General features: G+C 71.8%; 20 protein-coding genes. 11 read left to right on the top strand and 9 right to left on the bottom strand.

Annotated features, from left to right (window positions below):
- Positions 1–23 precede the first annotated feature (23 nt).
- From LRG10_RS06630 to LRG10_RS06620, 3 genes are all read left to right on the top strand, one after another.
- A complete protein-coding gene (locus LRG10_RS06630) occupies positions 24–1,541 on the top strand; it encodes an inactive transglutaminase family protein (RefSeq protein ID WP_238633261.1) in 1,518 nt (505 codons plus the stop codon).
- A complete protein-coding gene (locus LRG10_RS06625) occupies positions 1,538–2,497 on the top strand; it encodes an alpha-L-glutamate ligase-like protein (RefSeq protein WP_201173168.1) in 960 nt (319 codons plus the stop codon). The genes LRG10_RS06630 and LRG10_RS06625 overlap by 4 nt, the downstream gene beginning before the upstream one ends.
- 72 nt (positions 2,498–2,569) lie before the next feature.
- On the top strand, positions 2,570–4,009 hold the full coding sequence (locus LRG10_RS06620) for a sodium/glutamate symporter (protein WP_201173165.1): 1,440 nt from the start codon (positions 2,570–2,572) through the stop codon (positions 4,007–4,009).
- 28 nt (positions 4,010–4,037) lie between these two features.
- Here LRG10_RS06620 and LRG10_RS06615 read toward each other — a convergent pair whose 3' ends face one another.
- Positions 4,038–4,622 (bottom strand): DNA-J related domain-containing protein, encoded by a 585-nt coding sequence (locus LRG10_RS06615; protein ID WP_201241803.1) that lies wholly within the window; start codon positions 4,620–4,622, stop codon positions 4,038–4,040.
- On the opposite strand from LRG10_RS06615, the gene LRG10_RS06610 reads away from it, so the two are divergent.
- Together LRG10_RS06610 and LRG10_RS06605 are read left to right on the top strand one after the other, a co-directional pair.
- Positions 4,621–6,876: a primosomal protein N' gene (locus LRG10_RS06610; protein WP_370641516.1), complete on the top strand. Its 2,256-nt coding sequence runs from the start codon at positions 4,621–4,623 to the stop codon at positions 6,874–6,876. The two genes, LRG10_RS06615 and LRG10_RS06610, sit on opposite strands and share 2 nt — an antisense overlap.
- A gap of 32 nt (positions 6,877–6,908) precedes the next feature.
- Positions 6,909–7,718, top strand: a complete 810-nt coding sequence (locus tag LRG10_RS06605; RefSeq protein ID WP_238634987.1) for an ElyC/SanA/YdcF family protein — start codon at positions 6,909–6,911, stop codon at positions 7,716–7,718.
- A gap of 16 nt (positions 7,719–7,734) precedes the next feature.
- Here the strand turns inward: LRG10_RS06605 and rfaH are convergent, their stop codons facing one another.
- Both rfaH and LRG10_RS06595 read right to left on the bottom strand, forming a co-directional pair.
- Positions 7,735–8,265, bottom strand: coding sequence for a transcription/translation regulatory transformer protein RfaH (gene rfaH, locus LRG10_RS06600; RefSeq protein WP_238634986.1), 531 nt, complete (start codon positions 8,263–8,265; stop codon positions 7,735–7,737).
- Positions 8,266–8,315: 50 nt separating this feature from the next.
- Positions 8,316–8,573: a zinc-finger domain-containing protein gene (locus tag LRG10_RS06595; protein WP_207189725.1), complete on the bottom strand. Its 258-nt coding sequence runs from the start codon at positions 8,571–8,573 to the stop codon at positions 8,316–8,318.
- Positions 8,574–8,664: 91 nt separating this feature from the next.
- Here LRG10_RS06595 and LRG10_RS06590 point away from each other — a divergent pair, with 91 nt between their 5' ends.
- Complete coding sequence (locus LRG10_RS06590) at positions 8,665–9,477, top strand: hypothetical protein (protein ID WP_201173156.1); 813 nt, start codon at positions 8,665–8,667, stop codon at positions 9,475–9,477.
- 19 nt (positions 9,478–9,496) lie between these two features.
- On the opposite strand, the gene LRG10_RS06585 is transcribed toward LRG10_RS06590, so the two are convergent.
- Positions 9,497–9,931: a DUF2721 domain-containing protein gene (locus LRG10_RS06585; protein WP_201173155.1), complete on the bottom strand. Its 435-nt coding sequence runs from the start codon at positions 9,929–9,931 to the stop codon at positions 9,497–9,499.
- 143 nt (positions 9,932–10,074) lie between these two features.
- Here LRG10_RS06585 and hldE point away from each other — a divergent pair, with 143 nt between their 5' ends.
- Entirely contained in the window at positions 10,075–11,508 is a 1,434-nt protein-coding gene (gene hldE, locus LRG10_RS06580) for a bifunctional D-glycero-beta-D-manno-heptose-7-phosphate kinase/D-glycero-beta-D-manno-heptose 1-phosphate adenylyltransferase HldE (RefSeq protein WP_201173154.1), read from the top strand.
- Here hldE and LRG10_RS06575 read toward each other — a convergent pair.
- Together LRG10_RS06575 and LRG10_RS06570 are read right to left on the bottom strand one after the other, a co-directional pair.
- The gene (locus tag LRG10_RS06575) at positions 11,505–12,599 is read right to left on the bottom strand and encodes a glycosyltransferase family 9 protein (protein ID WP_238634985.1); all 1,095 of its coding nucleotides are present in this window, start codon (positions 12,597–12,599) and stop codon (positions 11,505–11,507) included. The genes hldE and LRG10_RS06575 overlap by 4 nt on opposite strands.
- 8 nt (positions 12,600–12,607) lie before the next feature.
- Positions 12,608–13,336 (bottom strand): 3-deoxy-D-manno-octulosonic acid kinase, encoded by a 729-nt coding sequence (locus LRG10_RS06570; protein WP_238634984.1) that lies wholly within the window; start codon positions 13,334–13,336, stop codon positions 12,608–12,610.
- Between the two features lie 53 nt (positions 13,337–13,389).
- Between LRG10_RS06570 and aroK the strand changes: the two genes are divergently transcribed.
- On the top strand, positions 13,390–13,923 hold the full coding sequence (gene aroK / locus LRG10_RS06565) for a shikimate kinase AroK (protein ID WP_201173149.1): 534 nt from the start codon (positions 13,390–13,392) through the stop codon (positions 13,921–13,923).
- Between the two features lie 45 nt (positions 13,924–13,968).
- The gene (aroB, locus tag LRG10_RS06560) at positions 13,969–15,042 is read left to right on the top strand and encodes a 3-dehydroquinate synthase (protein WP_238634983.1); all 1,074 of its coding nucleotides are present in this window, start codon (positions 13,969–13,971) and stop codon (positions 15,040–15,042) included.
- A 12-nt stretch (positions 15,043–15,054) separates the two neighbouring features.
- Here the strand turns inward: aroB and LRG10_RS06555 are convergent, their stop codons facing one another.
- The 3 genes from LRG10_RS06555 to LRG10_RS06545 are packed head-to-tail and all read right to left on the bottom strand — an operon-like array spanning position 15,055 to position 18,703.
- Complete coding sequence (locus tag LRG10_RS06555; protein ID WP_201173146.1) at positions 15,055–16,218, bottom strand: deoxyguanosinetriphosphate triphosphohydrolase; 1,164 nt, start codon at positions 16,216–16,218, stop codon at positions 15,055–15,057.
- Entirely contained in the window at positions 16,215–17,336 is a 1,122-nt protein-coding gene (locus LRG10_RS06550; RefSeq protein WP_238634982.1) for a secretin N-terminal domain-containing protein, read from the bottom strand. The genes LRG10_RS06555 and LRG10_RS06550 overlap by 4 nt, the downstream gene beginning before the upstream one ends.
- A complete protein-coding gene (locus LRG10_RS06545) occupies positions 17,333–18,703 on the bottom strand; it encodes a hypothetical protein (protein ID WP_238634981.1) in 1,371 nt (456 codons plus the stop codon). The genes LRG10_RS06550 and LRG10_RS06545 overlap by 4 nt, the downstream gene beginning before the upstream one ends.
- 158 nt (positions 18,704–18,861) lie before the next feature.
- Between LRG10_RS06545 and LRG10_RS06540 the strand changes: the two genes are divergently transcribed.
- Positions 18,862–21,273 carry a penicillin-binding protein 1A gene (locus tag LRG10_RS06540; RefSeq protein ID WP_238634980.1) on the top strand — a complete coding sequence of 804 codons (2,412 nt, stop codon included), beginning with the start codon at positions 18,862–18,864 and terminating at the stop codon, positions 21,271–21,273.
- 40 nt (positions 21,274–21,313) lie between these two features.
- Positions 21,314–21,943 (top strand): hypothetical protein, encoded by a 630-nt coding sequence (locus LRG10_RS06535; RefSeq protein ID WP_201173137.1) that lies wholly within the window; start codon positions 21,314–21,316, stop codon positions 21,941–21,943.
- Positions 21,944–22,003: the final 60 nt, after the last annotated feature.

The following is a 22,003-nucleotide window of genomic DNA, read 5'->3' as shown; positions in this document are numbered from 1 at the left end:
GTGAGGGGGCCGGGGGAGCGACCATGACGGCCCGGAGGCTCTTCTTCGCGCTGGTGGCGCTGCTGATCGTTGTCGGGACCGCTACCGCGGCGTGGCGCTACATCGACACCGGCGTGCCGTTCCTGCCCGGTGCCCAGAAGCCGGTCTGGCTGGTCGAGGCGCGGATCGACTTCGAGGCCCAGGGCGACTCCGTGCTGGTCAGTTTCAACGTCCCCGACCGTCCACCGGGGTTCGAACTCTCGCTCGAGCACACCGCCTCCCCCGGTTACGGCTTCTCCACCGTCGAACAGGACGGCGTGGTCCGCGGCGAGTGGACCATCGCCGAGGCCGAGGGCGATCAGACCCTCTACTACAAGGTCCACGCCACCCCGGATGGCTCAGACCACCGCGACCGGACGGTGGACCAGGCACCGGGTGAACCGGCCTCGCCGACCTGGTCCGGTGCGGAGGAGACCGCCGCCGAGCAGATCCTTGAGCGTGCCCAGGAGACCTCCGCCAGTCCGCAGAGTCTGGCGCGCCAGCTGATCTACGCCTTCGGGACCGGCCGGGACGGTGCCGCTGACCTGCTCCTCGACAACTACGATCGCGCCGTGGTCATCGAGCGGCTGCTCCACCACGCCGGCGTCCCGGCGCGCACCTCGCTGGCCCTGGAGTTGGAGGACGGGCGGCGCAACCAGACGCCGGTGCAGATGGTGGAGATCTTCGTCGACGACCACTGGCTACCCTTCAACCCGGTGACCGGGCAGCAGGGCATCGACGACGATGTGCTGCTCTGGCACCGGGGCGGGGCCTCGCTCATCGATCTCTTCGGCGGGCAGAACGCGCGCGTGGCCTTCTCCATGAACCGCCAGAACGTGCCGGCCGAGCAGCTGGCGCGGATGGAGGAGGGGGGTGGCGTGATGAGCGTGCTCAGCGTGCATCAGCTGCCCATCGAGCAGCAGACCGCCTTCAAGCTGCTCCTGCTGCTCCCGCTGGGCGCGCTGGTGACCGTCTTCCTGCGCATCATCGTCGGCATCCGCACCTCGGGGACGTTCATGCCGGTGCTCATCGCCCTGGCCTTCCTGCAGACAGAGCTGGTCGCCGGGCTGATCAGCTTCGTGGGCATCGTCGCCCTGGGCCTGCTGCTGCGCGGCTACCTATCGCGGCTCAACCTGCTGTTGGTGGCCCGGATCGCCACCGTGATCGTGATCGTGGTCTTCATGATTGGCCTGATGAGCCTGCTCGGCTATCAGCTCGGCTTCGCCACCGGCATGACCCTGGCCTTTTTCCCGATCATCATCATCGCCTGGACCATCGAGCGCATGTCCATCCTCTGGGAGGAGGAGGGGGCCCGCGAGGTCCTCACCCAGGGCACCGGCAGTCTGGTCGTGGCGCTGGCCGCGTACCTGCTCATGAGCCGCCCGCTGGCCGAGCACCTGACCTTCAACTTCCCCGAACTGAATCTGGTGGTGGTCGCGCTGATCATGCTCATGGGGCAGTACACCGGCTACCGGCTGGTCGAGCTCAAGCGCTTCAGCGCCTTCCGGGAGGCCTCGGGATGATCCTCCGCCACTGGCGCACGGCCCGGCGCCTGCGGCAGGCGGGGATCCTCGGGATGAACCGGCGCAATGTCCACTACATCGGCCAATACAACGACCGGCGGCTGTACCCGCTGGTCGACGACAAGCTGCGCACCAAGCTGCTGGCCGAGGAGCATGGGGTCGGCACCCCGTCGCTGCGCTTCACCATCCGTCACCAGCACGAGGTCCGCGATCTGGCCGGGCGCCTGCAGGGGGTAGACGAGTTCGTCATCAAGCCGGCCAAGGGGGCGGGCGGCAAGGGGATCCTGGTGGTGACCGGGCGCCGCGGCGACCGCTTCCTGACCGGCGGCGAGCGCGAGCTCTCGCTCGAGGATCTGCAGCGCCACGTCTCCAACACGCTGGCCGGGCTGCACTCGCTGGCTGGCATGCCGGATACCGCGGTGTTCGAGGATCGCATCCGCCTCGATCCCCGGTTCGAGGCCCTCTCCTACGAGGGTATCCCGGATATCCGCGTCCTGGTCTTCCTCGGCTATCCGGTGATGGCCATGCTGCGCCTGTCCACCAAGGACTCCCAGGGCAAGGCCAACCTCCACCAGGGGGCGGTGGGCGTTGGCCTGGACATCGCTACCGGCCGGTGTGCCCACGCGGTGCAGTACGACCAGCGCGTCTACCAGCACCCGGACACCGGGGTGACGCTCGACGACATCGACATCCCCGATTGGCGCTCGCTGCTGGAGCTTGCCGCGCGGTGCCAAGAGATGAGCGGCCTCGGTTACCTGGGGGCTGATCTGGTTCTGGACCGGGATCGGGGCCCGCAGCTGCTGGAACTCAACGCCCGCCCCGGCCTGTCGGTGCAGATCGCCAACGGCTGCGGGTTGCTGCCGCGCCTGGGGGCCATTGAGGCCCTGGAAAGCCGGCACGCCACCGCGGAGGCGCGCGTCGGCTGGGCCATGGAGCAGTTCGCCGTCGGCACCTGAGGCGACGCCCTCTGGCCCCGAAGGCCGAAGCGCCAGTACGATGCGCCTCGTGTTCATTGGGGGTGAGTGACCATGGCTGTTGCCGAGATCCTGATCGCCATCCTGGTGCTCTGCCTGCTGGTACTGGCCAGCTCGGTCCTGCGCGCCTACACGCTTTGGGCGCGGCGGCTGTTCCTGCCGGCGTCGATCATCGCCGGTGCCGTGGCGCTGCTGCTCGGCCCGGAGGTGCTGGGCCGGTTCATCGGCAGCCCCTTCGAGGACGGCGCGGGGCTGTTCCCGGACTACGTCTACGACACCTGGTCGGCCATCCCCGGATTGTTGATCAGCGTCGTCTTCGCCGCCCTCTTTCTCGGCAAGCCGCTACCGGGGCTGCGCGAGATCTGGCTGCGCGCCGGCCCCCAGGTCGTGGTCGGGCAGACCATGGCGTGGGGGCAGTACGTGGTGGGCATCCTGCTGGCTTTGCTGGTGCTGACGCCGGTCTTCGGCCTGAGTCCGATGGCCGGGGCGCTGATCGAGATCGGCTTCGAGGGCGGCCACGGCACGGCCGCCGGCATGGCCGGTACCTTCGAGGATCTCGGCTTCCCCGCCGGGGCCGATCTGGCCCTAGGGCTGGCCACCGTAGGCCTGGTCGGCGGCGTCGTGGTCGGCACCATCCTGATCAACCTGGCGGTGCGTCGGGGGATCATCGATCACCCGGAGAATGCCCAGGGGCCCGGTAGCGCCCAGGAGCGCTTCAGCGACCGTGAACTCCACCTCCTGCGCCGCGACCGCCAGCAGGAGAGCCAGACCACTGATCCGCTCACCGTCCACCTGGGCCTGGTCGCCCTGGCCGTGGTGCTGGGCTGGGGGATGCTCTCGGCGCTGCAGTGGCTCGAGGCGGTCACCTGGGCGCGTGACGGCGGGGTGGAGATCCTACAGCACGTGCCGTTGTTCCCGATGGCCATGCTCGGCGGCGTGCTGCTGCAGGTGTTCATCATCCGCTCCGGCTATGCCGAATATGTGTCGGAGCGGACCATGTCGCGGATCTCCGGCACGGCGCTGGACTTCACCATTGTCGCCGCCCTGGCCACCCTGTCGCTGACCGCCCTCGGCGAGCATCTGGTGCCCTTCCTGCTGTTGGCCGCAACGGGCATCGCCTGGTCGTTGTTCGTGCTGGTGGTGATCGCTCCACGCGTCATCCCCTTCGACTGGTTCGAGCGTGGTGTGGGTGACTTCGGTCAGTCCATGGGCGTGACGGTTACCGGCGTGCTGCTCATGCGCATGGCCGACCCCAACAACCGTTCCGGCGCCCTGGAGAGCTTCGGCTACAAGCAGCTGCTCTTCGAGCCCATCGTCGGCGGGGGGCTGTTCACCGCGGCGTCGGTGCCGCTGATCTACCAGTTCGGGCCGGTCCCGGTGCTGATCCTCGCGGCCGTGATCACCACCGCGTGGCTGGCCCTGGGCTTCCTGTACTTCGGGCGCATGGTGCCGGACGGCGGGCGCGGCCGGCTGCGGCCGGCGGCGCGGGGCTGATCCCATGGACCGGGCGCCGCGGTGCGTCTCAGCGGGCCATCAGGCGCTGGTAGGCGTCGTTGATCCGCTGCAGGGTCGCGGTATCGCCGCCCCGGTCCGGATGGTGACGCATGGCCAGGCGCCGGTAGCGGCGCCGGATCTCCGCCGGCGGGGCTCCCGGGGCGAGGCCCAGCTCGGCGAGGTCCGCCGCCCGGTCGCCCGCGCCCAGGGCCCGGCACAGGCCGTCGGCGATCAGCCGCTCCACCGCGGCGTTGTCCATGCCCTCCAGGTTGCCCGGGTCGAGGTAGAAGGCGGCCAACGGGTCGGCGCCGATCAGTGCGCGCTCGGCCGCAGCGCGCCCGGGCAGCCGGTGCAGCCGGATGCACAGGCAGTGGATCTCCAACCCCAGGCCGGCCTCGGCCAGTGCCGGGCGCAATCGGTAGAGGGCGTGGAAGAGCAGGAAGTGGGCGCGGTAGAGCGCCGCCGGCTCGCTGCGCCCCTCGCGCGTGAACAGCGGATGCCCGTCGGCGGCGAGCCGGTCCATCAGGGTCATCTCGGTCACGCCCTCGGGATGGGCGTGGAGGATGGGCTCGATGGCGGCCTGCAGCTCGGCGATGGCGGTCTCCGGCTCCATGGCTGACGACTCTAGCGCGCGCCCGGACGCCGGTCACCCCTGTGCAGCGGGGTTGCCGCCGGTTCTGCGGGTGGCGGTGCCCCGCCCGCTGCAGGAGGCGCTGGATTACCGCCCGCCGTCCGGCGCCTGGCCTGATGACCCCGTCGGCTGTCGGGTCGAGGTGCCGCTCGGCCGCAGTCGCGCCGTGGGCATCGTCGTGGAGGTGTGCCGGGGCTCCGAGGTGCCGGCAGCGAGGCTGCGCGCCGCCACCGCCTGGGTGGATGAGAGGCCGCTGCTCGACGCCGAACTGCTGGAGACGCTCACCTGGGCGGCGCGCTACTACCGCTACCCGCTGGGCACAGCCCTGGCCACCGGGCTGCCGGGCCCGCTGCGCCAGGGCCGCCCGGCACGGCGGGCGGTGGCCTGGTGGCGCCTGGACGAGCGGCTGCGTGAGGATGATGCCCCGGTGCGCCGGGCCCCGCGCCAGGCGGAGCTGCGTCGCCGCCTGGTGGAGGCCGGCGGTGCCGCGCCCTGTGCCACGCTGGTGGCGGAGCAGCCTGCCTGGCAGCGGGCCGGGCGCCTCATGGAGCGGGCCGGCCTGCTCCATCGCGAGTACCACCCGGCCGAGCGCGGGGCCGAGACGGTGCCGGCGCCCCGCCCGGGGCCAGAGCTTGACGCCGATCAGCAGCGCGCCCTGGCCGCGATCCTGGATACCGAGGGGTACGCCGCCTTCCTGCTCGAGGGGGTGACCGGCAGCGGTAAGACCGAGGTCTATCTGCAGGCCGCAGCCCGGGCGCTGGCCTCGGGGCGGCAGGTGCTGATCCTGGTCCCCGAGATCGGACTCGCCCCGCAGTTCCTTGAGCGCCTGCGCGAGCGCCTGCGCGGCTCGGTGGTGGTGCTCCACTCCGGGCTGTCCGGCGCCGACCGCGCCGAGGCCTGGCTGGCCGCCCGGGACGGCGACGCGGCGGTGATCCTCGGCACCCGCTCGGCCATCTTCACGCCGCTCCCGCGTCCGGGGCTGATCGTCGTCGACGAGGAGCACGACCCCTCGTTGGCACAGCAGGAGGGGTTCCGCTACTCGGCGCGGGACCTGGCGGTTCTGCGGGCCCGCACCCTGGATGTGCCGGTCGTGCTCGGCTCGGCTACGCCCTCGTTGGAGTCTCTGCACAATGCGCGGGCCGGTCGCTACACCCACCTGCGCCTGCCGCATCGGGCGGGCGAGGCCCGTGCCCCGAGTGTGCAGCTGGTCGATATCCGCAGCCGCCGTCTGGTTGGAGGGATTTCCGCACCGCTGCAGGAGGCGTTGCGCCGGCACCTGGACGCTGGCTCGCAGGCGCTGCTGTTCCTCAACCGGCGCGGCTACGCCCCGGTGCTTACCTGCCACGCCTGCGGCTGGGTGGCCGAATGCCACCGCTGTGATGCGCGGCTGACCTACCACCGCAGCCGCGGCCAGCTGCGCTGCCACCACTGCGGATACAGCGCGCGCCTGCCGGCGGCCTGCCCGGATTGCGGTGCGGCGGATCTGCGCCCGCTGGGGCCCGGAACCGAGCGCCTTGAGGAGGCGCTCACGGAACTCTTCCCCGGCGTGGGGCAGCTGCGCATCGACCGCGACACCACCCGGCGCCGCGGCGAGCTCGAGGCCCATCTTGCGGCCGCTCACCGGGGCGACGCCCAGTTGCTGATCGGTACGCAGATGCTGGCCAAGGGGCACCACCTGCCGGCGGTGACCCTGGTGGCGGTGATCGATGTGGATCAGGGGCTGTTCGGCGCAGACTTCCGGGCCACCGAGCGGTTGGCGCAGCTTGTGGTGCAGGTGGCCGGCCGCGCCGGGCGCGGCGATCAGCCCGGCGAGGTGCTGCTGCAGACCCGCCATCCGGAGCATCCGCTGCTGCGGGTTCTGCTCGAGCGGGGCTATCCCGCCTTCGCCGAGGCCCACCTGGCCGAGCGCCACGCCGCCGGCCTGCCGCCTTACGCCGCGCTGGCTCTTTTGCGTGCCGAGTCGGTGAATGCCGACGCGCCGTACCTTTTCCTTGAGTCGGCGGCCCAGTATGGTCGAAGCCGGGTCGGCGCGGACGGCGGGGTGGAGCTGCTCGGCCCGGTGCCGGCGCCCATGGAGCGGCGCGAGGGTCGGCACCGGGCGCAGTTGATGATCCGCGCCGAGCGGCGGGTCGATCTGCAGCGTTTTCTGGTGAGTTGGAGCGGCGGGCTCGGCAGCCTGGAAGGGGCCCGCCAGGTCCGCTGGTCGCTGGATGTGGACCCGGTAGAGATGGTCTGAGTCCCGGTGTAGAGGACAGGGAGGGGTGACTCGTGTTCGTGATCAGCAAGCTCGCCGGGGCGGTCCTGATGCCCCTGAGCCTCCTGGTGCTGGCCGGCATCGTCGGCCTGGTCCTGCTCTTCACCCGCTACGGGCGCTGGGGTCGGGGGGTGCTGATCGTCACCGTGGCGGCGCTCTATCTAGCCAGCTGGGAACCGACCGCCAGCCGTTTGCTCGCCCCGCTGGAGCAGCGCTACCCGGCGCTGCTTGATCCGGCCGGGATCGCCGAGGGCGAGGAGGCGCCGGTGACCGACATCGTCGTCCTCGGCCACGGCCACCGGCTCGATCCGCAGCTGCCGGTCACCGCGCAGGCCAACGCCGACGGCGTTACCCGGGTCCTCGAAGGAGTGCGCCTCCAGCGCCACTTTCCGCAGAGCACCCTCTGGCTGACCGGCGGTGCGGTGCGCGGCGATACCCCCAACTCGGCGGTGCTCCACCGTCTGATGGGCGAGGTTGGCCTCGACGCCGGCGCTGTCGAGCGCCTGGCCGAGCCCCGCAATACCGCCGAAGAGGCCCGGGCGATGGCCGAGCGGCTCGGCGATGAGGCCGGGTCGATCATCCTGGTCACCGAGGCCTCGCACATGCCGCGGGCCATGGGCCTGTTCCGGGGGCAGGGGCTCAAGCCGATCCCCGCCCCGACGCGCCACCGTGTGCGCGAACGAGAGCCCGGCGCGGAGGCCCATCCGGGCCACGGGTTGCGTCCCTCGGTACACGCGCTGCACATGACCGAGCGCGCCTTCCACGAGTACCTGGGGATCGCCTGGGGGCGGATCCGCGGGGAGATCCGCGCCGCGGAACGCTGACGCGGCTCCGGACGGCTCAGGCGCGCTCGACCTGGTGCTGGGAGACGGTCAGCGTGGTGTGCTGCCCGGCCACGTCGAGCAGGATCATGACCCGCTCCTCGCTGCGCGAGGCACGGAAGATCCCCTCGTAGGACTGGAATGGGCCGTCGAGCACGCGCACCCGCTCGCCGGGCTGCAGGGGGTCGGGGGCCAGGTCGCAGTGGCCGTCCTCGATGCGCTGCCGGATGGTTTCCACCAGCCCGTCCGGCACGCGGGCCGGCCAGGTGCCGAAGCGCACCAGCCCGTTCACGCCGGTGGTCGAGCGGATCGGGCTCCAGTCCTCGACCCCTGCGGCCAGACGGATGAACAGGTAGCGCGGGAACATCGGCTCGACGACGGTCTGATACCGCCGCTGGCGGCGACGCCGGAACCGCGCCATGGGCAGGAAGCAGCGATAGCCCTGGTGATCCAGGTTCCACCAGGCCCGCTCCTCCTGCCTAGGCTTGCTGTAGACGAGATACCAGGCGTCCGAACGCCCGAAGTCCTCGACGAGATCTTCCGCCTGCATGGTGTGCACTCCGCCCTGATCCGCGCCGACCGGCCGCCGGGCCGTAGGGGTTATTTCCACTCCCGCTGACCGCCGATCTCGACGGCGAGCCGGTCGTCATCCTTGAGGACGTAAGTGGCACCGCAATAGGGGCAGATCATGCTGCCGGTCTCGTGGACGGGCAGGTAGACCCGCGGATGGGAGTTCCACAGGTACATGCCGGGCAGCGGGCAGCAGACCGGCAGGTCCCGGGCGGTGACCTCATAGCGGTTCGCCGCGTTCGGCTGTACCAGGTCTGTGCGATCGTGGGTCTGGGGATCCGGCACCATGCTCTCCCGCTTGGCTGCTGATCGTGATGCCGATTGTAACCGAGGCAGGCACCACGTAGGCTATTGCCTACAGTCCACCCGGGTCTGCCTCGTGAGTCAAGAGACACCGCCCCCGAATCGCATCCAGCTGCTCCGTACCCAGCTCTGGGCGTGGGCCGGCGAAACCGGCTACCGCGAGGCGGTGCGCATCGGCGCGCCGCGCTCCCGCGAGGCGGTGCCGGTGGTGGACCTGGTCCACGAGGAGCCGCCGGTGGCCCTGGCCACCCTGCTTGGCCTGCTCGAGCAGGACCGCTTCGAGGCCCCGGTGCTGCTCATCGAGCGGGGCCTGGACCGGGCCGGCACGCCGTTCCTCCACCACGAGAACGCCACCGCGGCCCTAGGGGCGGCGTGCGCGGCCCTGCACGCGCGCAGGATCGCTGGCGCGGGAACGGGCCCCGAGCTGCTCGGTGATCTGCTCGGCGTCTGGCTGATCGGCGCTGTGGCCGACTTCCCCGAGGCCCACGAAGCCTATCTGCGCGACCTGGCCCGGGGCATGGGTCCGGCGATGGTCCCCCAGGGGTGGGCGGGCACGCTCCTCCACGCCAGCCCCGCCGCCAGCGACGCGCGCGAGAGCCTGGTGGTGAACCTGATCCACGAGGCCGTGGTCGAGCGCGCCCCCGGTGCCACGCTGCGCACGGTCGGGCACGCCCTGTCGGTGCTCGACGCAGCCGGCGAGGCGGATCACGCCGTGGCCTGGCGCCGGGCGCTGGCCTTCGTGATCGGCGCCGAGCTCCACCACCACCCGGCCGGCCGCTTGTACTCGGAGTACCACGCCCACCTTGAGGCACCGGCCAGCCGCCACCGCCGCGCCGTGCTGTTCATCCAGCAGGAGGCCATCCCGGCCTACCACTCGGTCGGCGATTGATCCCGCACTCGGCGGACGGTCAACGCCCTTCCTCGTCGTGACGGTTCTCCAGGTCCCGCAGCTGCACGTGCAGGGCCCCCACCGAGATCTGCAGCTCGCGCAGGGACAGCCCCAGCGAGGCGAGCATCAGGATCAGACTGATGGTGAAGAGCACCTTGCCTAGCAGCATCGATCCGGCGAACAGGACCAGCATGCACAGGACGCAGAAGAACAGGCTGGCCACTCCGGCGACCTGCATGTTGCGGATGAGCAGCACGCGCTTGCGCAGGTTCTCGATCTGGGTGCGCAGGCAAACGTCGTGGGTGGAGCGGTACTTGGATTCCAGGTCGCGGATCAGCGAGGCCAGCCCCATGAAGCGGTTGGTGTAGGCGAGCAGGAGCAGCGAGATGGCGGGGAAGAGCAGTGCCGGCGTGGACAGGGTCAGTTCGGCGGTTGGCTCGGGTGCCTGGAACATCCGCGGGCCCTCCGGTCAGGGTGGCTGAGACCCCATGATACGGACACGCGCCACGGCTGCCACCTCGTCGCGCCGGCTTCTGTCGGCTCCGGCGCCGCGGCTATAATCCCCGACCCGTTCTTCGACAGGATGCCCGCTCGCCCATGAATCTCCCGCTGCCCGGCTTCCGCGATGTCCGGGTCGTCGTCGCCGGCGACCTGATGCTCGACCGCTACTGGCACGGGGCCACCCAGCGCATCTCGCCGGAAGCGCCGGTGCCCGTGGTGCGGGTCGATGACGCCGAGGAGCGCCCGGGCGGTGCGGCCAACGTGGCGCTCAACGTGGCCGCCCTCGGCGGCGCGGCGCAAGTGATCGGCCCCACCGGCAGCGACGAGGCCGCCGACCGGTTGGCGCAGTTGCTCGAGGCCGCCGGCGTCGGCCAGCGCTTCCACCGCATTCCCGGCGCCGACACCATCACCAAGTTGCGCGTGATCAGCCGCCATCAGCAGCTGATCCGTCTCGACTTCGAGCGCGGTTTCCCCGGCTTTGACCGCGCCGCCATGCTGGCGCTGCTTGAGCCGGTGCTGACCGACACCGCGGTGGTGGTGCTCTCGGATTACGCCAAGGGGGCCCTGCCCGATCCGGCCGGGTTGATCGACGCCGCCCGCCGCGCTGGGCGGCCGGTGCTGGTCGATCCCAAGGGGGCGGATTACCGTCGTTACCGCGGCGCCACTCTGCTCACGCCCAACCTGGCGGAATTCGAGGCGGTGGTTGGGCCCTGCGCGGACGGCGACGAGATCGCCCGGCGCGCGGCGATGGTGGCGGCAGAGCTGGAGCTCGAGGCGCTGTTGGTCACCCGGGGCGAGGCGGGGATGACCCTGGCTCCGCGGGAGGGCGCTCCGGTGCACCTGCCGACCCGGGCGCGGGAGGTCTTCGATGTCACCGGCGCCGGCGATACCGTGATCGCGACCCTGGCCGCCGCGCTGGGTGCCGGGGTGGACCTCGCCGATGCCGCCGCCCTGGCCAACCTGGCCGCCGGCGTGGTGGTGGGCAAGCTGGGCACGGCCACGGTCACTCCGGCGGAGCTGGAGGCCGCGATGGGCGGCGCGGGCGGCCAAGCAGCGGGCGCCGGTGTGGTCGACGAGCCAGGTCTGCTCGCCGCCATCCGGCAGGCCCGGGCGGCTGGAGAGCGCATTGTGATGACCAACGGCTGCTTCGATCTGCTGCACGCCGGCCACGTCGACTACCTGCAGCGGGCCCGCCGGCGGGGCGAGCGGCTGGTGGTGGCCGTCAACGACGACGCGTCGGTGGCGCGGCTCAAGGGGGCGGAGCGGCCGGTCACTCCGCTGGAGCAGCGCATGGCGGTGCTCGCCGGCCTGGATGCGGTGGACTGGGTGGTGCCGTTCAGCGAGGACACCCCGGCGCGGCTGATCGAGGTCGTGCTGCCGGATCTGCTGGTCAAGGGCGGGGACTACCGGCCTGAGCAGATCGCCGGCCACGACGCCGTGGTCGCCGCCGGCGGTGCCGTGGAGGTCTTGCCCCTGCTCGCCGGCGCGTCGACCACGGAGCTGATCGCTCGCATCCGCGGCCGCGGCTAGCTGTCCGCCGCGCTGCCCCGGCGTGGTACGCCGTGGTCGGCCAGGGCCGCATCCAGCCGTTCGACCACGTCGGCCACGCTGATCCAGTCCATGGCCTCGGGGTTGCGCACCCGGCGCCCCCAGCGGACCGATTCCACCGGCCGGCCGAGTTCGGCCTTGAGCGCCTCCGGGTAGCGGTTGGCGACGTATTCGAGGTTCAGGTAGGGGCCGGTACGCTGCGGGTTCGAGGTCGCGTAGAGCCCCACCACCGGCACCCCGCTGGCGTTGGCCAGGTGGAGCGGGCCGGAGTCCGGGCCGACGAACACAGTGGCCTGCTGCAGGACGGCCAGCAGCCCCTTCAGCGATGTCCGGCCGACCAGGTCGGCCACCGGCGCGCTGGTGGCGGCGGCGATGGCATCGGCGTACTCCCGCTCCAGCGCGGTGGGGCCGCCGGTCAGCGCCAGCGCCAGGCCGTACTCCTGGTAGGCGTACTCGGCCACGGCCGCATATTGGGTGGCCGACCAGTTGCGGAAGTTGCGCGCACGGATCGAGCTGCACGGGCTGATCGCCAGGAAGGGGCGGGCGGGCAGCCGGCCGGCCACCTCCGCCTCGGCCTCGGCGGGTACCGGCAGATCCCAGCGCAGGGTGCGTGCATCCAGCCCGGCTGCCTGCAGGAACTGGAAGAAGCCGTCCAGGACGTGGACCCGCGCCGGCCCCGGGATGGGGCGGTGGGTGAACCACCGCTGGCCATTACGGGCGCGCGGCCGATCGAAACCGATTCGGGTGTCGGCCCGGATCGCCGTCGAGAGCAGGTTGGCCCGCCACGACGCCTGCATGTGTAACAGCACGTCGAAATGCCGGTCCGCCAGCTCCCCGCGCAGCTTGCGCACGGCGCCAAAGAGCCCGTCACCCTTGTCAACGACGATGAACTCCACCCCCGGCAGGTCGCCGACCAGGCGGTACTCCGTCTTGCCGACGACCCAGGTGATGGCGGTCTCCGGCCAGTGTTCGCGGAGCGTGTGCACCACCGGGGCCACATGGCTGCAGTCGCCGATGGCCGACAGGCGCAGCAGACAGATCGAGCGGGGGGGTGTGGATGGGTCTTGGGGCATCGCTGAGCTTACTCCTCGAGCGCGTTGTGCCAGCCCTGACGCAGGGCGGCCAGATGGCTTTCCGGCACCGGCGCCACGGCGGCGTCGTTGCGCGCGATCTTGGCCAGGCTGCGCTGCAGTCGGGCGAGGTTGCGCTCGGCCCAGCGGCCGGCGCGGGGGCGCAGTCGGGCCCGGTCCAGATCGATGACGTGGGTGGTGCCGTCGGTGGTGAGCAGGATGTTGTGGGCGTTGAGGTCGGCGTGATCCAGGCCGCGCCGGTGCAGTCGGCCGATGCAGGCGCCGATGGCGCACCAGCGCTCGGCCGGCAGTGGTCCGTGGCGCAGCGTCTCGGTGAGGGTGGCCGCCGGCAGCCGCTCGAGCAGGACCTCGGCGCGGTAGCACGGTCCGGCCATGCGCACACGGGCGGCCAGCGGGGCGGGCACGGGGAAGCCCTCGTCGTGGAGCCGGGCGAGCAGCCACCACTCGCGCCAGGGGCGCGATGCGTGGAGCCGGCCCCGGGCATAGCAGTCGCCGAGCAGCGGGCCGAGGAGCCCACCCCGGCGATAGGGCCGCAGCACGGCCGGGATCCCGCCGACCTCCAGGAAACAGGCGCTGCCGCGACCGCCGCCGGGGCGTCCGCTGAGCCGACCGGCGCGCGCCAGGGCCTCCGGTTCGAAGAGCGCGGCGTCCGGCGCCGGTAAGCGGTCAGCATCGTAGAGGATGTACTGGGGGCCTTGGCGCGTCTGTTGCGGGTCCATGGCCGCCTACTCTGCCATACCGAGGCCCACACCGGTGGTGGTAAAGTGCCGTCATGGCACACTGGAGAATACCGTCGCGGGTCTTTCTCGTTGGCCCCATGGGTGCCGGCAAGAGCACCGTGGGGCGCGAGCTGGCCACCCTGCTGGGTCTAGAGTTCATCGACAGCGATGCCGCCATCGAGGCGCGCACCGGGGTGAGCATCCCGTGGATCTTCGACCTCGAGGGCGAGGCCGGTTTCCGCGCGCGCGAGGCGACGGTGATCGACGAACTGACCCGCCGGGACGGAGTGGTCGTGGCCACCGGCGGCGGCGCGGTTACCACGCCGGCCAACCGCGACCTGCTCGGCGCGCGCGGCGTGGTGGTCTACCTGTACACCCCGGTCTCGGTGCAGCTGCAGCGCACCCGCCACGACACCAACCGGCCGCTGCTCCAGAGCGACGACCCCGAGGCGCGGCTGCAGGCCCTGCTCGCCGAGCGTGACCCCCTCTACCGGGAAGTGGCCGACGTGGTGGTGGAGACGACCGGTGGCAGGGCGCGGAGCGTGGCGCGGCGGATCATCGAGGCGTTGCAGGGGCAGGCCTCCTGAGCGTCGGCACCGACGAACGAGAGCAGACAGGCAGCAGGAGCGGTCATGCGGACACAATGGGTCGAGCTCGGGGAACGCAGCTACCCGATCTATATCGGTGACGGGGTCCTGGAGGAGGGGCTGCTCACCGGGCACCTGGAGGCGGATCGGGCGCTGCTGGTCAGCAACGAGACCGTAGCCCCGCTGTACGCCGGGCGCCTGGCCGCGCCGGGGGTCGAGGTGCAGTCGGTCACCCTGCGCGATGGTGAGCGCTACAAGACCCTGCAGACCTGTGAGCAGGTCTTCGACGCCCTGATCGAGGGCCGCTTCGACCGCTCGGCCACGGTGGTCGCCCTGGGCGGCGGGGTCATCGGCGATCTGGCCGGCTTCTGCGCCGCCACCTATCAGCGCGGCGTGGGCTACATCCAGGTGCCCACCACCCTGCTGGCTCAGGTCGACTCCTCGGTGGGAGGCAAGACCGGCGTCAACCACCCGCGCGGCAAGAACATGATTGGCGCCTTCCACCAGCCCCGCGCGGTGATCGCCGATACCGGCGTTCTCGCCACGCTCCCGGAGCGCGAGTACAACGCCGGTCTGGCCGAGGTGGTCAAGTACGGCCTGATCCGCGATCCCGCCTTCTTCGACTGGCTCGAGGGCAGTGTCGATGCCCTGCGCCGGCGCGATCCCGAGGCCCTGGCTCACGCCGTGGCCGAGTCCTGCCGCAATAAGGCTGAGGTGGTTGCTGCCGACGAGCGCGAGGCCGGTGAGCGCGCCCTGCTCAACCTGGGCCACACCTTCGGCCACGCCATCGAGACAGAGACCGACTACAGCACCTGGCTCCACGGCGAGGCCGTGGCGGTGGGGATGGTCATGGCGGCACGCATGTCGGTGCGCCTGGGCTGGCTGTCGCGCGACGGGCTGGAGCGCACCACCGCCCTGCTCGAGGCCTTTGGACTGCCCACGCAGCCGCCGGCGATCTCCGAGGAGCGCTTCCGCGAGCTGATGAGCGTGGACAAGAAGAATCGCGCTGGTCGGCTGCGCCTGGTGCTCCTGCGCGGCGTTGGCGACGCCGTGGTGACCAGCGAGTTCGCCGCCGAGGCGCTGACGGCCACACTGGCCGAGGCGGTCCGGGCGGGCTGAGCCCGCCGCAGCCTAGGTCAGCTCCTCGGGGCGGAACAGCCGGCGGTACTCCTCGATGGCGAACCGGTCGGTCATCCCGGCGATGTAGTCGGCCACGGCCCGTGCCCGCCCTGGCATGCCGTGGCGGGCCTCGCCGGCGTGGGCCGCATCGCGGGGCTGATCCGGCATCAGCTGCGGGTCGTCGAGGAAGACGTCGAACAGCCCCTGCACCACCACCTGGCTCTTGCGCACCATGCGCGCCACGCGGAAGTGGCGGTAGAGGCGGCGGAACAGGAAGTCCTTCAGGTCCTGGTGCCGCCGGGCCATGTCCGCGCTGAAGCCGATCAGCGGCCCCGGGTGCCGGCGTACCGCTTCGACGTCGGCGGGATCGGCGGCCTCGATGCGTGCCGCGGACTCGCGGATGAGATCCTCGACCTGGACGTTGATCATGCGCCGGACCACCTCGTAGATGGTGCGTCGCTCATCCAGATTGGGGTAGGCCGCCTCGACCTCAGCGAACAGCGGGCCGAGCAGGGTTGTCTCGCGGCACTCGGCGACGCTGATCAGCCCCGAGCGCAAGCCGTCGTCCACGTCGTGGCTGTTGTAGGCGACGCCGTCGCAGACGTTGACCAGCTGCGCCTCCAGCGTTGGCTGGCCGCCGTCGAGGAAGCGCTCGGCCACCGGGCCGAGCTGTCGGGCGCGCTCCACCGGGCAGCGCTTGAGCAGGCCCTCACGGGTCTCGAAGGTCAGGTTGAGCCCGTCGAACTTTGCATAGCGCTTCTCCAGGTCGTCGACCACGCGCAGGGACTGGATGTTGTGCTCGAAGCCGCCGAGCCCCTCCATGCGCTCGGCCAGGGCGTCCTGGCCGGCGTGGCCGAACGGGGTGTGACCCAGGTCGTGGGCGAGGGCGATGGCCTCGACCAGGTCGATGTTCAGGCCGAGGGCTTGGGCGCTGGTGCGGGCGATCTGGCCTACCTCCAGGGTGTGGGTCAGCCGGGTGCGGTAGAGATCGCCGACGTGGTTGACGAAGACCTGCGTCTTGTACTCCAGGCGCCGGAAAGCGCCGCAGTGGATGATGCGGTCGCGATCGCGCTGGAACTCGCTGCGGTGCCCGGGGTGGGGTTCCGCATACTGGCGACCGCGGCTGGCGCTCTCGGTGACGGCGCAGGGGCGTGGCGGGGTGGCGTGCAGGCTCACCGGTCGTCCTCGATTGCTCGGCTGGGGCGGTCAATGTGGGGGCGGGGGCCGGTTTCGTCAACGGCCGCCCCCGGTGGCGCCCCCTCCTCGACCAGGCGCGGCGTCACGAAGACCAGCAGCTCGTGGTGGCTCTGCTCCGATCGGCGCTGGCGGAACAGCCAGCCGACCAGTGGCAGGTCGCCGAGCCACGGCACCGCTTGACGCCGCTCGCGCTGCTCGTGCTCACGCACGCCGCCGAGGACGATGGTCTCGCCGGCCTGCACGCGCAGGCGGGTGGCGACGGCCTGGGTGTCGATGCTCGGCACGCCCTCGTAGATCTGCCCGACGGCGTCCTTGGTCACGCGCAGGGCGAGGTTCACCGCATCCCCGTCGGTCACCTGCGGAGTGGCGGTCAGCGACAGGGAGGCGTCCTCGAAAGCGACCGCGGTGGCGCCGGATTCGGCCGTCTCCTGGTAGGGGATCTGGACGCCCTGCTCGATGCGCGCCGTCTGCCTTTCGGTGGTCAGGACCCGCGGGCTCGAGACCACGCGCCCGTGGCCCTCGGCCTCCATCGCCGAGAGTTCAAGCTGCAGCAGGCGCTCGCCCACCTCGCCTACGGAGACGCTCAGGCGCGCGCCTTCGCCCACCGGCGGCAGGTCGGCGAGTAGCCCGTCGCCCAGGGCGGCTCCCTCACTGCCGGGTAGGGTGTCGAAGGCGAAGTGGCCGTCGCCGCGTTGGCTCGAAAGGCCCAGGCGGCTGCCGAGTTCCCGCGCGTACTCGCCCGAGGCAAGGACGATGCGCGCCTCGATCATCACCTGGCGGTTGGCCCGGTCCAGTTTGTCGATGAGCCGCTCGGCCTCGTCGAGGTGCTCCGGGGTATCGTGCAGGATCAGTGTGTTGGTGCGCTCGTCGACGCTGGCATGGCCGGACTGGGAGAGCACACCGGTCTCCTCGCGCAACAGCTCGGCCAGCTTTCCGGCGTCGGCGTGAACCAGGGGCAGAGTGCGCAGGGAGGCCTCGGCGCCGGTGTCGCCGTCCCCGTCGAGCGGGCCGTGGAACGGGTCGGGCGGCCCGGCGTGCGTGCCGGTGGGGGCAGCCAGCAGCACGGCCGTGACCGCGGGGAGCAGTCGGCGTCTCATGGCTCGTCCTTCGGCGGGTGCAGGACCAGGGTCACCTCGGCCTCGAGCCGTGGTGGTTCGGCGGCGCGCAGACGCAGGTGATCGAGGCCGCGCTGCCGCGGGGCCGCGGCCTCGTCGGCGAGCCAGTCGCGGAGCGCCGCGTAATCGCCGGAGATACGCAGCTGCGCGACGACCCGACCGTCACCGCCCGCTGGGTCCCGTCGCAGGTCCTCGAGGATCAGATCCCGTGCCTCCAGGCTCCGGCTCAGTGCGCCGAGTTGCTCGCGCAGGGGTGTCCCGGGCGCCGCGTCGGGGGCCGGGTCCGGAGGCCGCGGCTCGGCGCGCAGGGAGAGCGAGCGCCGGCCGTTGTCGGTGCGGCGCATCTGCTCCAGCTCGATGTCCTCGAAGCCCGCCTCCTGCAGCGCCGCCAGGTAGCGTTCGGCGCACTCGGGGGCGGCGGCCAGGGCGTCGACGCGCAGCGTGTTGCCGAGCTCGACAGCCGTCAGGCGGGCGCGCTCGGGCAGTGCGCCGGCCAGCGTGTCGAGCCACCCGGGGGCCGCGCGCCGGCGTGCGTCTGCGGGGTCGGGGGGTGGATCGGGCGGGGCCGGATCCGCGGCAGGGCCCTCTCGTTCCTCCGGCGGCTGCGGATCCCGCCCGTGGTCGGCGGCGGGCGGCTCCACGTCGGTGTCGGCGTGGTCGCCGGCTCCGGGGACGAGCGTACTGCCCCAGTGGGCGTGGGCCGCCACCCCCGCCAGGCCGGCGGCCAGCGCAGCGCCGGCGGCGGTGCGCAGGGCGTGCCCGTTGTCGCGGGCGTTCGGGTCCCGCGCGTGGAGCAGGTTGTCCGGCCCCGGGCAGCGGGCCACCTCGGCCAGGGCCCGGGTCAGTCGGGCTGCCGGGGTGTCTGGCAACGGGGCCGGTGGCGTCCCGGTTGCCCGGGCCAGGGCATCGCGGCTGGTGAGCAGCGCCACCGGCCGCAGGCCAGACTCGTACAGCAGCGCGCGGGCGGCGTTCAGGTCGGTGTGTCGAGCGGCGAGCAGGCGCGGCCGCCGGCGCTCGTCGCCGAGGCAGTAACGCCAGGCGGAGGCCGGTGCAGGCAGGGCGCGGCGGACGTGCAGGCGCAGCACGGCGCGGTGCTCGGAGCGGCGCAGCCCGTCGGGCAGGCGGAGCCGATGGCGCTGCACGCGGCTCTCGGGCACGGCCATCGCGACCCGCGGCCGGCCAGCGTCGAGCCGGCGGCAGGCCGCGCGCAACGCCTCCCGTCGGCCCTCTGCGCCCGTGCCACGGACGGGTTCCGCGGTGTAGGCGTAGTGGCTACGGCGCCGCAGGCAGACGTGCACGGTTCGTCCGGCCACGGCGACGCCGAGCGTCGCGGTGCTGGGCAGGGGCATCCCGTCTCCTCCCTGAGACGCTGGTTCCCGAGCCGCCGCCACCGGTCCCTGGTGCGCGGCGAAGAGCGTCCCCCCACTATAAGGCGGGAACTCGCCCGTTCAAGAGGTGGTCAGTATACTGCCTACAGAGTTTGCCAAGGCGCCTGCGCCCCGTCCCCATGAAGCGATTCCTGCGTACCCTTCTCTACACCACCGTCGCCCTGGTCGGTGTCGGCGCTGTCCTGGCCGCGGCGGCCGTGGCCTACGCCGTGTTCGTGCTCGCCCCGCAGCTGCCGGATGCCGAGTCGCTGCGCGACGTGCGCTTCCAGCAGCCGCTGCGTGTCGTCAGCGTCGAGGGTGAGCTCATCGCCGAGTACGGCGAGCAGCGGCGCCAGCCGGAGGATATCGACGATCTCCCCACCGATCTGCTGCTGGCGTTCATCGCCGCCGAGGACGACCGCTTCTACGAACACCCCGGGGTGGATTACCAGGGCCTTGCGCGTGCGGTCGGCCACGTGGTCCGCGAGCGTTCCTTCGGGCCCGGTGGTTCCACCATCACCATGCAGCTCGCGCGGAACTTCTTCCTTTCGCGCGAGGTGACCATCCTGCGCAAGGTCAACGAGATCCTCCTGGCGCTGCAGATCGAGCGGACGCTGTCCAAGGAGGAGATCCTCGAGCTCTACCTCAACAAGATCTACCTGGGCCATCGCGCCTACGGCGTGGCGGCGGCCGCGCAGGTCTACTACGGCAAGGACCCCGACGAGCTCGATCTGGCCCAGATGGCGATGATCGCCGGCCTGCCGAAGGCGCCCTCGGTAGCCAACCCCATCCGCAATCCGCAGCGGGCGCTCCAGAGGCGTGCCTACGTTCTCGGCCGGATGCTCAACGAGGGCTTCATCAGCCCGGAGCGCTATCAGGAGGCCATGGCTGCGCCGATCACCGCCGATTTGCACGCCCCGCGCAGCCGCGTGGACGCTCGCTACGTCGGTGAGATGGTGCGCCGGACCATGACCGAGCGCTACGGGCCCGAGGAGGCCTACACCGGTGGCTACACGGTCTACACCACCATCGAGAAGGACCGTCAGGACGCCGCCAACCGGGCCCTGCGCAGCGGCCTCCGCGATTACGACCGGCGCCACGGCTACCGGGGGCCGGAGGGCAGCGTTGAAGCGGAGCTGGTTGGCGATCCGGCGGCCATGGAGGAGGCACTGACCGCCCACCCGCCCTTCGGAGGCCTGCAGGCGGCCGTGGTGCTCGCCGTGGAGCCCGAGGCGGCGTGGGTCTGGCCGCGTGGCGGGCGCGTGCTACAGGTCGACTTCGAGACCATGGAGTGGGCGCGCCCCTACCGGGATGCCAACCGGCGCGGTCCCGCCCCGGAGGAGGCGGGCGACGTGGTGGAGGTCGGCGATATCGTGCGTGTCGCGCCGCGGGGCGAGGGGCGCGGTGCCCTCAGCGCCGTCCCCGATGTCTCCGGCGCGCTGGTGGCCCAGGACCCGATGGATGGCCGGGTGCGGGCGCTTGCCGGCGGCTTCGACTTCCGGCTCAGTTCCTTCAACCGGGCGGTGCAGGCGCGGCGGCAGACCGGTTCGGTGTTCAAGCCGTTCATCTACTCGGCGGCCCTCGAGAACGGCTACACGCCGGCCACCCTGGTCAACGATGCGCCGGTGGTCTTCCGGGACGATGCCCTAGAGAGCTACTGGCGGCCGGGCAACTACTCGGGCCGTTTCTACGGCCCCACCCGGCTGCGCGAGGCGCTGGTCTTCTCCCGCAACCTGGTCTCGATCCGGGTGCTGCGCGACGTCGGCATCGACCCGACCATCGCTCACGCCGCCCGCATCGGCTTCCCGGCGGAGAGCCTGCCGCGGGATCTCTCCCTGGCCCTGGGCAGCAACAGCGCCACCCCGCTGCAGATCTCCAGTGCCTTTGCGGCCTTTGCCAACGGCGGGTACCGCGTCATCCCCAATGTCATCGAGCGCGTCGAGGACGGCGCCGGCGAGGTGGTCTTCCGGCCGGATTTCCCGGAGGCGTGCGAGCTGTGTCGCGACGACCTGCCCATGGCCTCGGTCCCGGGCGAACGCATCGGCCTGTTCGATTTGCCGCCGCAGGCCGAGCGTGTCCTGCCCGAAGACAACGCATGGCTGATCAGCGACATGCTCTCCGATGTGGTGGAGCGCGGTACCGGCCGAGGGGCCCGGCGGGTGCTCGACCGCGAGGATCTGGCCGGCAAGACCGGCACCACCAACGACCTGCGCGATGCCTGGTTCGTGGGCTACAACCAGGACCTAGTGGCCACGGCGTGGATCGGCTTCGACGACCAGCGCAGCCTGGGCCGGGGCGAGACCGGCGCCACGGCCGCGCTGCCGATCTGGGCGCGGTTCATGTCGGTAGCCCTCGACGGGGTCGAGGAGCGCTCCGTTCCGCGCCCGGACGGTCTGGTCACGGTGCGCATCGATCCGGAGTCCGGGCGCGCGACGAGCTCCGAGAACCCAGAGGCAATTTTCGAGACCTTCCGCGAGGAGACCGTTCCGGTCCGCGAGGACCGCGATCGCCGGCAACGCGACGGCGAGCATTCGGAGCGGCAGCTCTTCTAGGCGGATGGCACCAGCAGACGGCCGGAGCAGGGGGGAAGCCATGGGACGCAGAAGTGCCAACCACCAGCGCGATCAGCGCATGCGGCTGAGCCTGATACGCGAGGCAGCGCGGCTGATGGCCGAGGACGGCGTACGTGATTACTACGCCGCCAAGCGCAAAGCGGCGGAGCGCCTGGGCGCCAGCGACACCCGTAACCTCCCCGGTAATCAGGAGATCCAGGAGGCGCTGCTGGAGTACCACGCCGTCTTCGGTGGCGAGGAGCACGAGGCCGCGCTGCGCCATCTGCGCCGGCGTGCCCTGGAGGCGATGGATTTCTTCGCCGACTTCCGCCCGCGGCTGGTGGGGCCGGTGCTCGCCGGAACCGCCGACGCCGAGTCGCCGGTGCAGCTGCACGTCTTCGCCGATACCCCCGAGACGGTTCTGATGTTCCTGATGGACCGGCGCATCCCCTTCGAGTCCGATGAGCGGCGCCTGCGCTTCGGCCGCGACGGGTGGTCCATCCAGCCGATGTTCCGCTTCCTGGCCGGAGATACCGAGGTGGAGCTGACCGTTTTCTCGGAGGCCGGCCTGCGCGAGCCGCCCCGCAGCGAGGTCCACGGCGGGGCGATGGAGCGCGCCGGCGTTGCTGAGGTGACCGCGCTGCTCGAGGCGGTGGTGGGCGAGGAGTAAGGGGGCGGGGGGCCGCCCGGGGGGGCCCGGGGGGGGGGGGCGGGGGGGGGGGGGGGCCCC

The organism is Halorhodospira sp. 9628, assembly GCF_022228075.1.
In the GTDB taxonomy this organism is placed as follows: domain Bacteria; phylum Pseudomonadota; class Gammaproteobacteria; order Nitrococcales; family Halorhodospiraceae; genus Halorhodospira; species Halorhodospira halophila_A.
Note: the sequence above shows the minus strand (reverse complement) of the source record. Positions and strands in the feature narration are given on the sequence as shown.

What these genes read in the sequence shown, in the direction of transcription:
- LRG10_RS06595 (WP_207189725.1), bottom strand. Translation starts at nt 8,573, where the DNA reads ATGGTGCCGGATCCCCAGACCCACGATCGCACAGACCTGGTACAGCCG.
- LRG10_RS06535 (WP_201173137.1), top strand. Translation starts at nt 21,314, where the DNA reads ATGGGACGCAGAAGTGCCAACCACCAGCGCGATCAGCGCATGCGGCTG.
- aroK (WP_201173149.1), top strand. Translation starts at nt 13,390, where the DNA reads ATGGCACACTGGAGAATACCGTCGCGGGTCTTTCTCGTTGGCCCCATG.
- LRG10_RS06630 (WP_238633261.1), top strand. Translation starts at nt 24, where the DNA reads ATGACGGCCCGGAGGCTCTTCTTCGCGCTGGTGGCGCTGCTGATCGTT.
- LRG10_RS06545 (WP_238634981.1), bottom strand. Translation starts at nt 18,703, where the DNA reads ATGCCCCTGCCCAGCACCGCGACGCTCGGCGTCGCCGTGGCCGGACGA.
- LRG10_RS06550 (WP_238634982.1), bottom strand. Translation starts at nt 17,336, where the DNA reads ATGAGACGCCGACTGCTCCCCGCGGTCACGGCCGTGCTGCTGGCTGCC.
- hldE (WP_201173154.1), top strand. Translation starts at nt 10,075, where the DNA reads ATGAATCTCCCGCTGCCCGGCTTCCGCGATGTCCGGGTCGTCGTCGCC.
- LRG10_RS06620 (WP_201173165.1), top strand. Translation starts at nt 2,570, where the DNA reads ATGGCTGTTGCCGAGATCCTGATCGCCATCCTGGTGCTCTGCCTGCTG.
- LRG10_RS06585 (WP_201173155.1), bottom strand. Translation starts at nt 9,931, where the DNA reads ATGTTCCAGGCACCCGAGCCAACCGCCGAACTGACCCTGTCCACGCCG.
- LRG10_RS06575 (WP_238634985.1), bottom strand. Translation starts at nt 12,599, where the DNA reads ATGCCCCAAGACCCATCCACACCCCCCCGCTCGATCTGTCTGCTGCGC.
- LRG10_RS06540 (WP_238634980.1), top strand. Translation starts at nt 18,862, where the DNA reads ATGAAGCGATTCCTGCGTACCCTTCTCTACACCACCGTCGCCCTGGTC.
- LRG10_RS06570 (WP_238634984.1), bottom strand. Translation starts at nt 13,336, where the DNA reads ATGGACCCGCAACAGACGCGCCAAGGCCCCCAGTACATCCTCTACGAT.
- LRG10_RS06615 (WP_201241803.1), bottom strand. Translation starts at nt 4,622, where the DNA reads ATGGAGCCGGAGACCGCCATCGCCGAGCTGCAGGCCGCCATCGAGCCC.
- LRG10_RS06610 (WP_370641516.1), top strand. Translation starts at nt 4,621, where the DNA reads ATGGCTGACGACTCTAGCGCGCGCCCGGACGCCGGTCACCCCTGTGCA.
- rfaH (WP_238634986.1), bottom strand. Translation starts at nt 8,265, where the DNA reads ATGCAGGCGGAAGATCTCGTCGAGGACTTCGGGCGTTCGGACGCCTGG.
- LRG10_RS06625 (WP_201173168.1), top strand. Translation starts at nt 1,538, where the DNA reads ATGATCCTCCGCCACTGGCGCACGGCCCGGCGCCTGCGGCAGGCGGGG.
- aroB (WP_238634983.1), top strand. Translation starts at nt 13,969, where the DNA reads ATGCGGACACAATGGGTCGAGCTCGGGGAACGCAGCTACCCGATCTAT.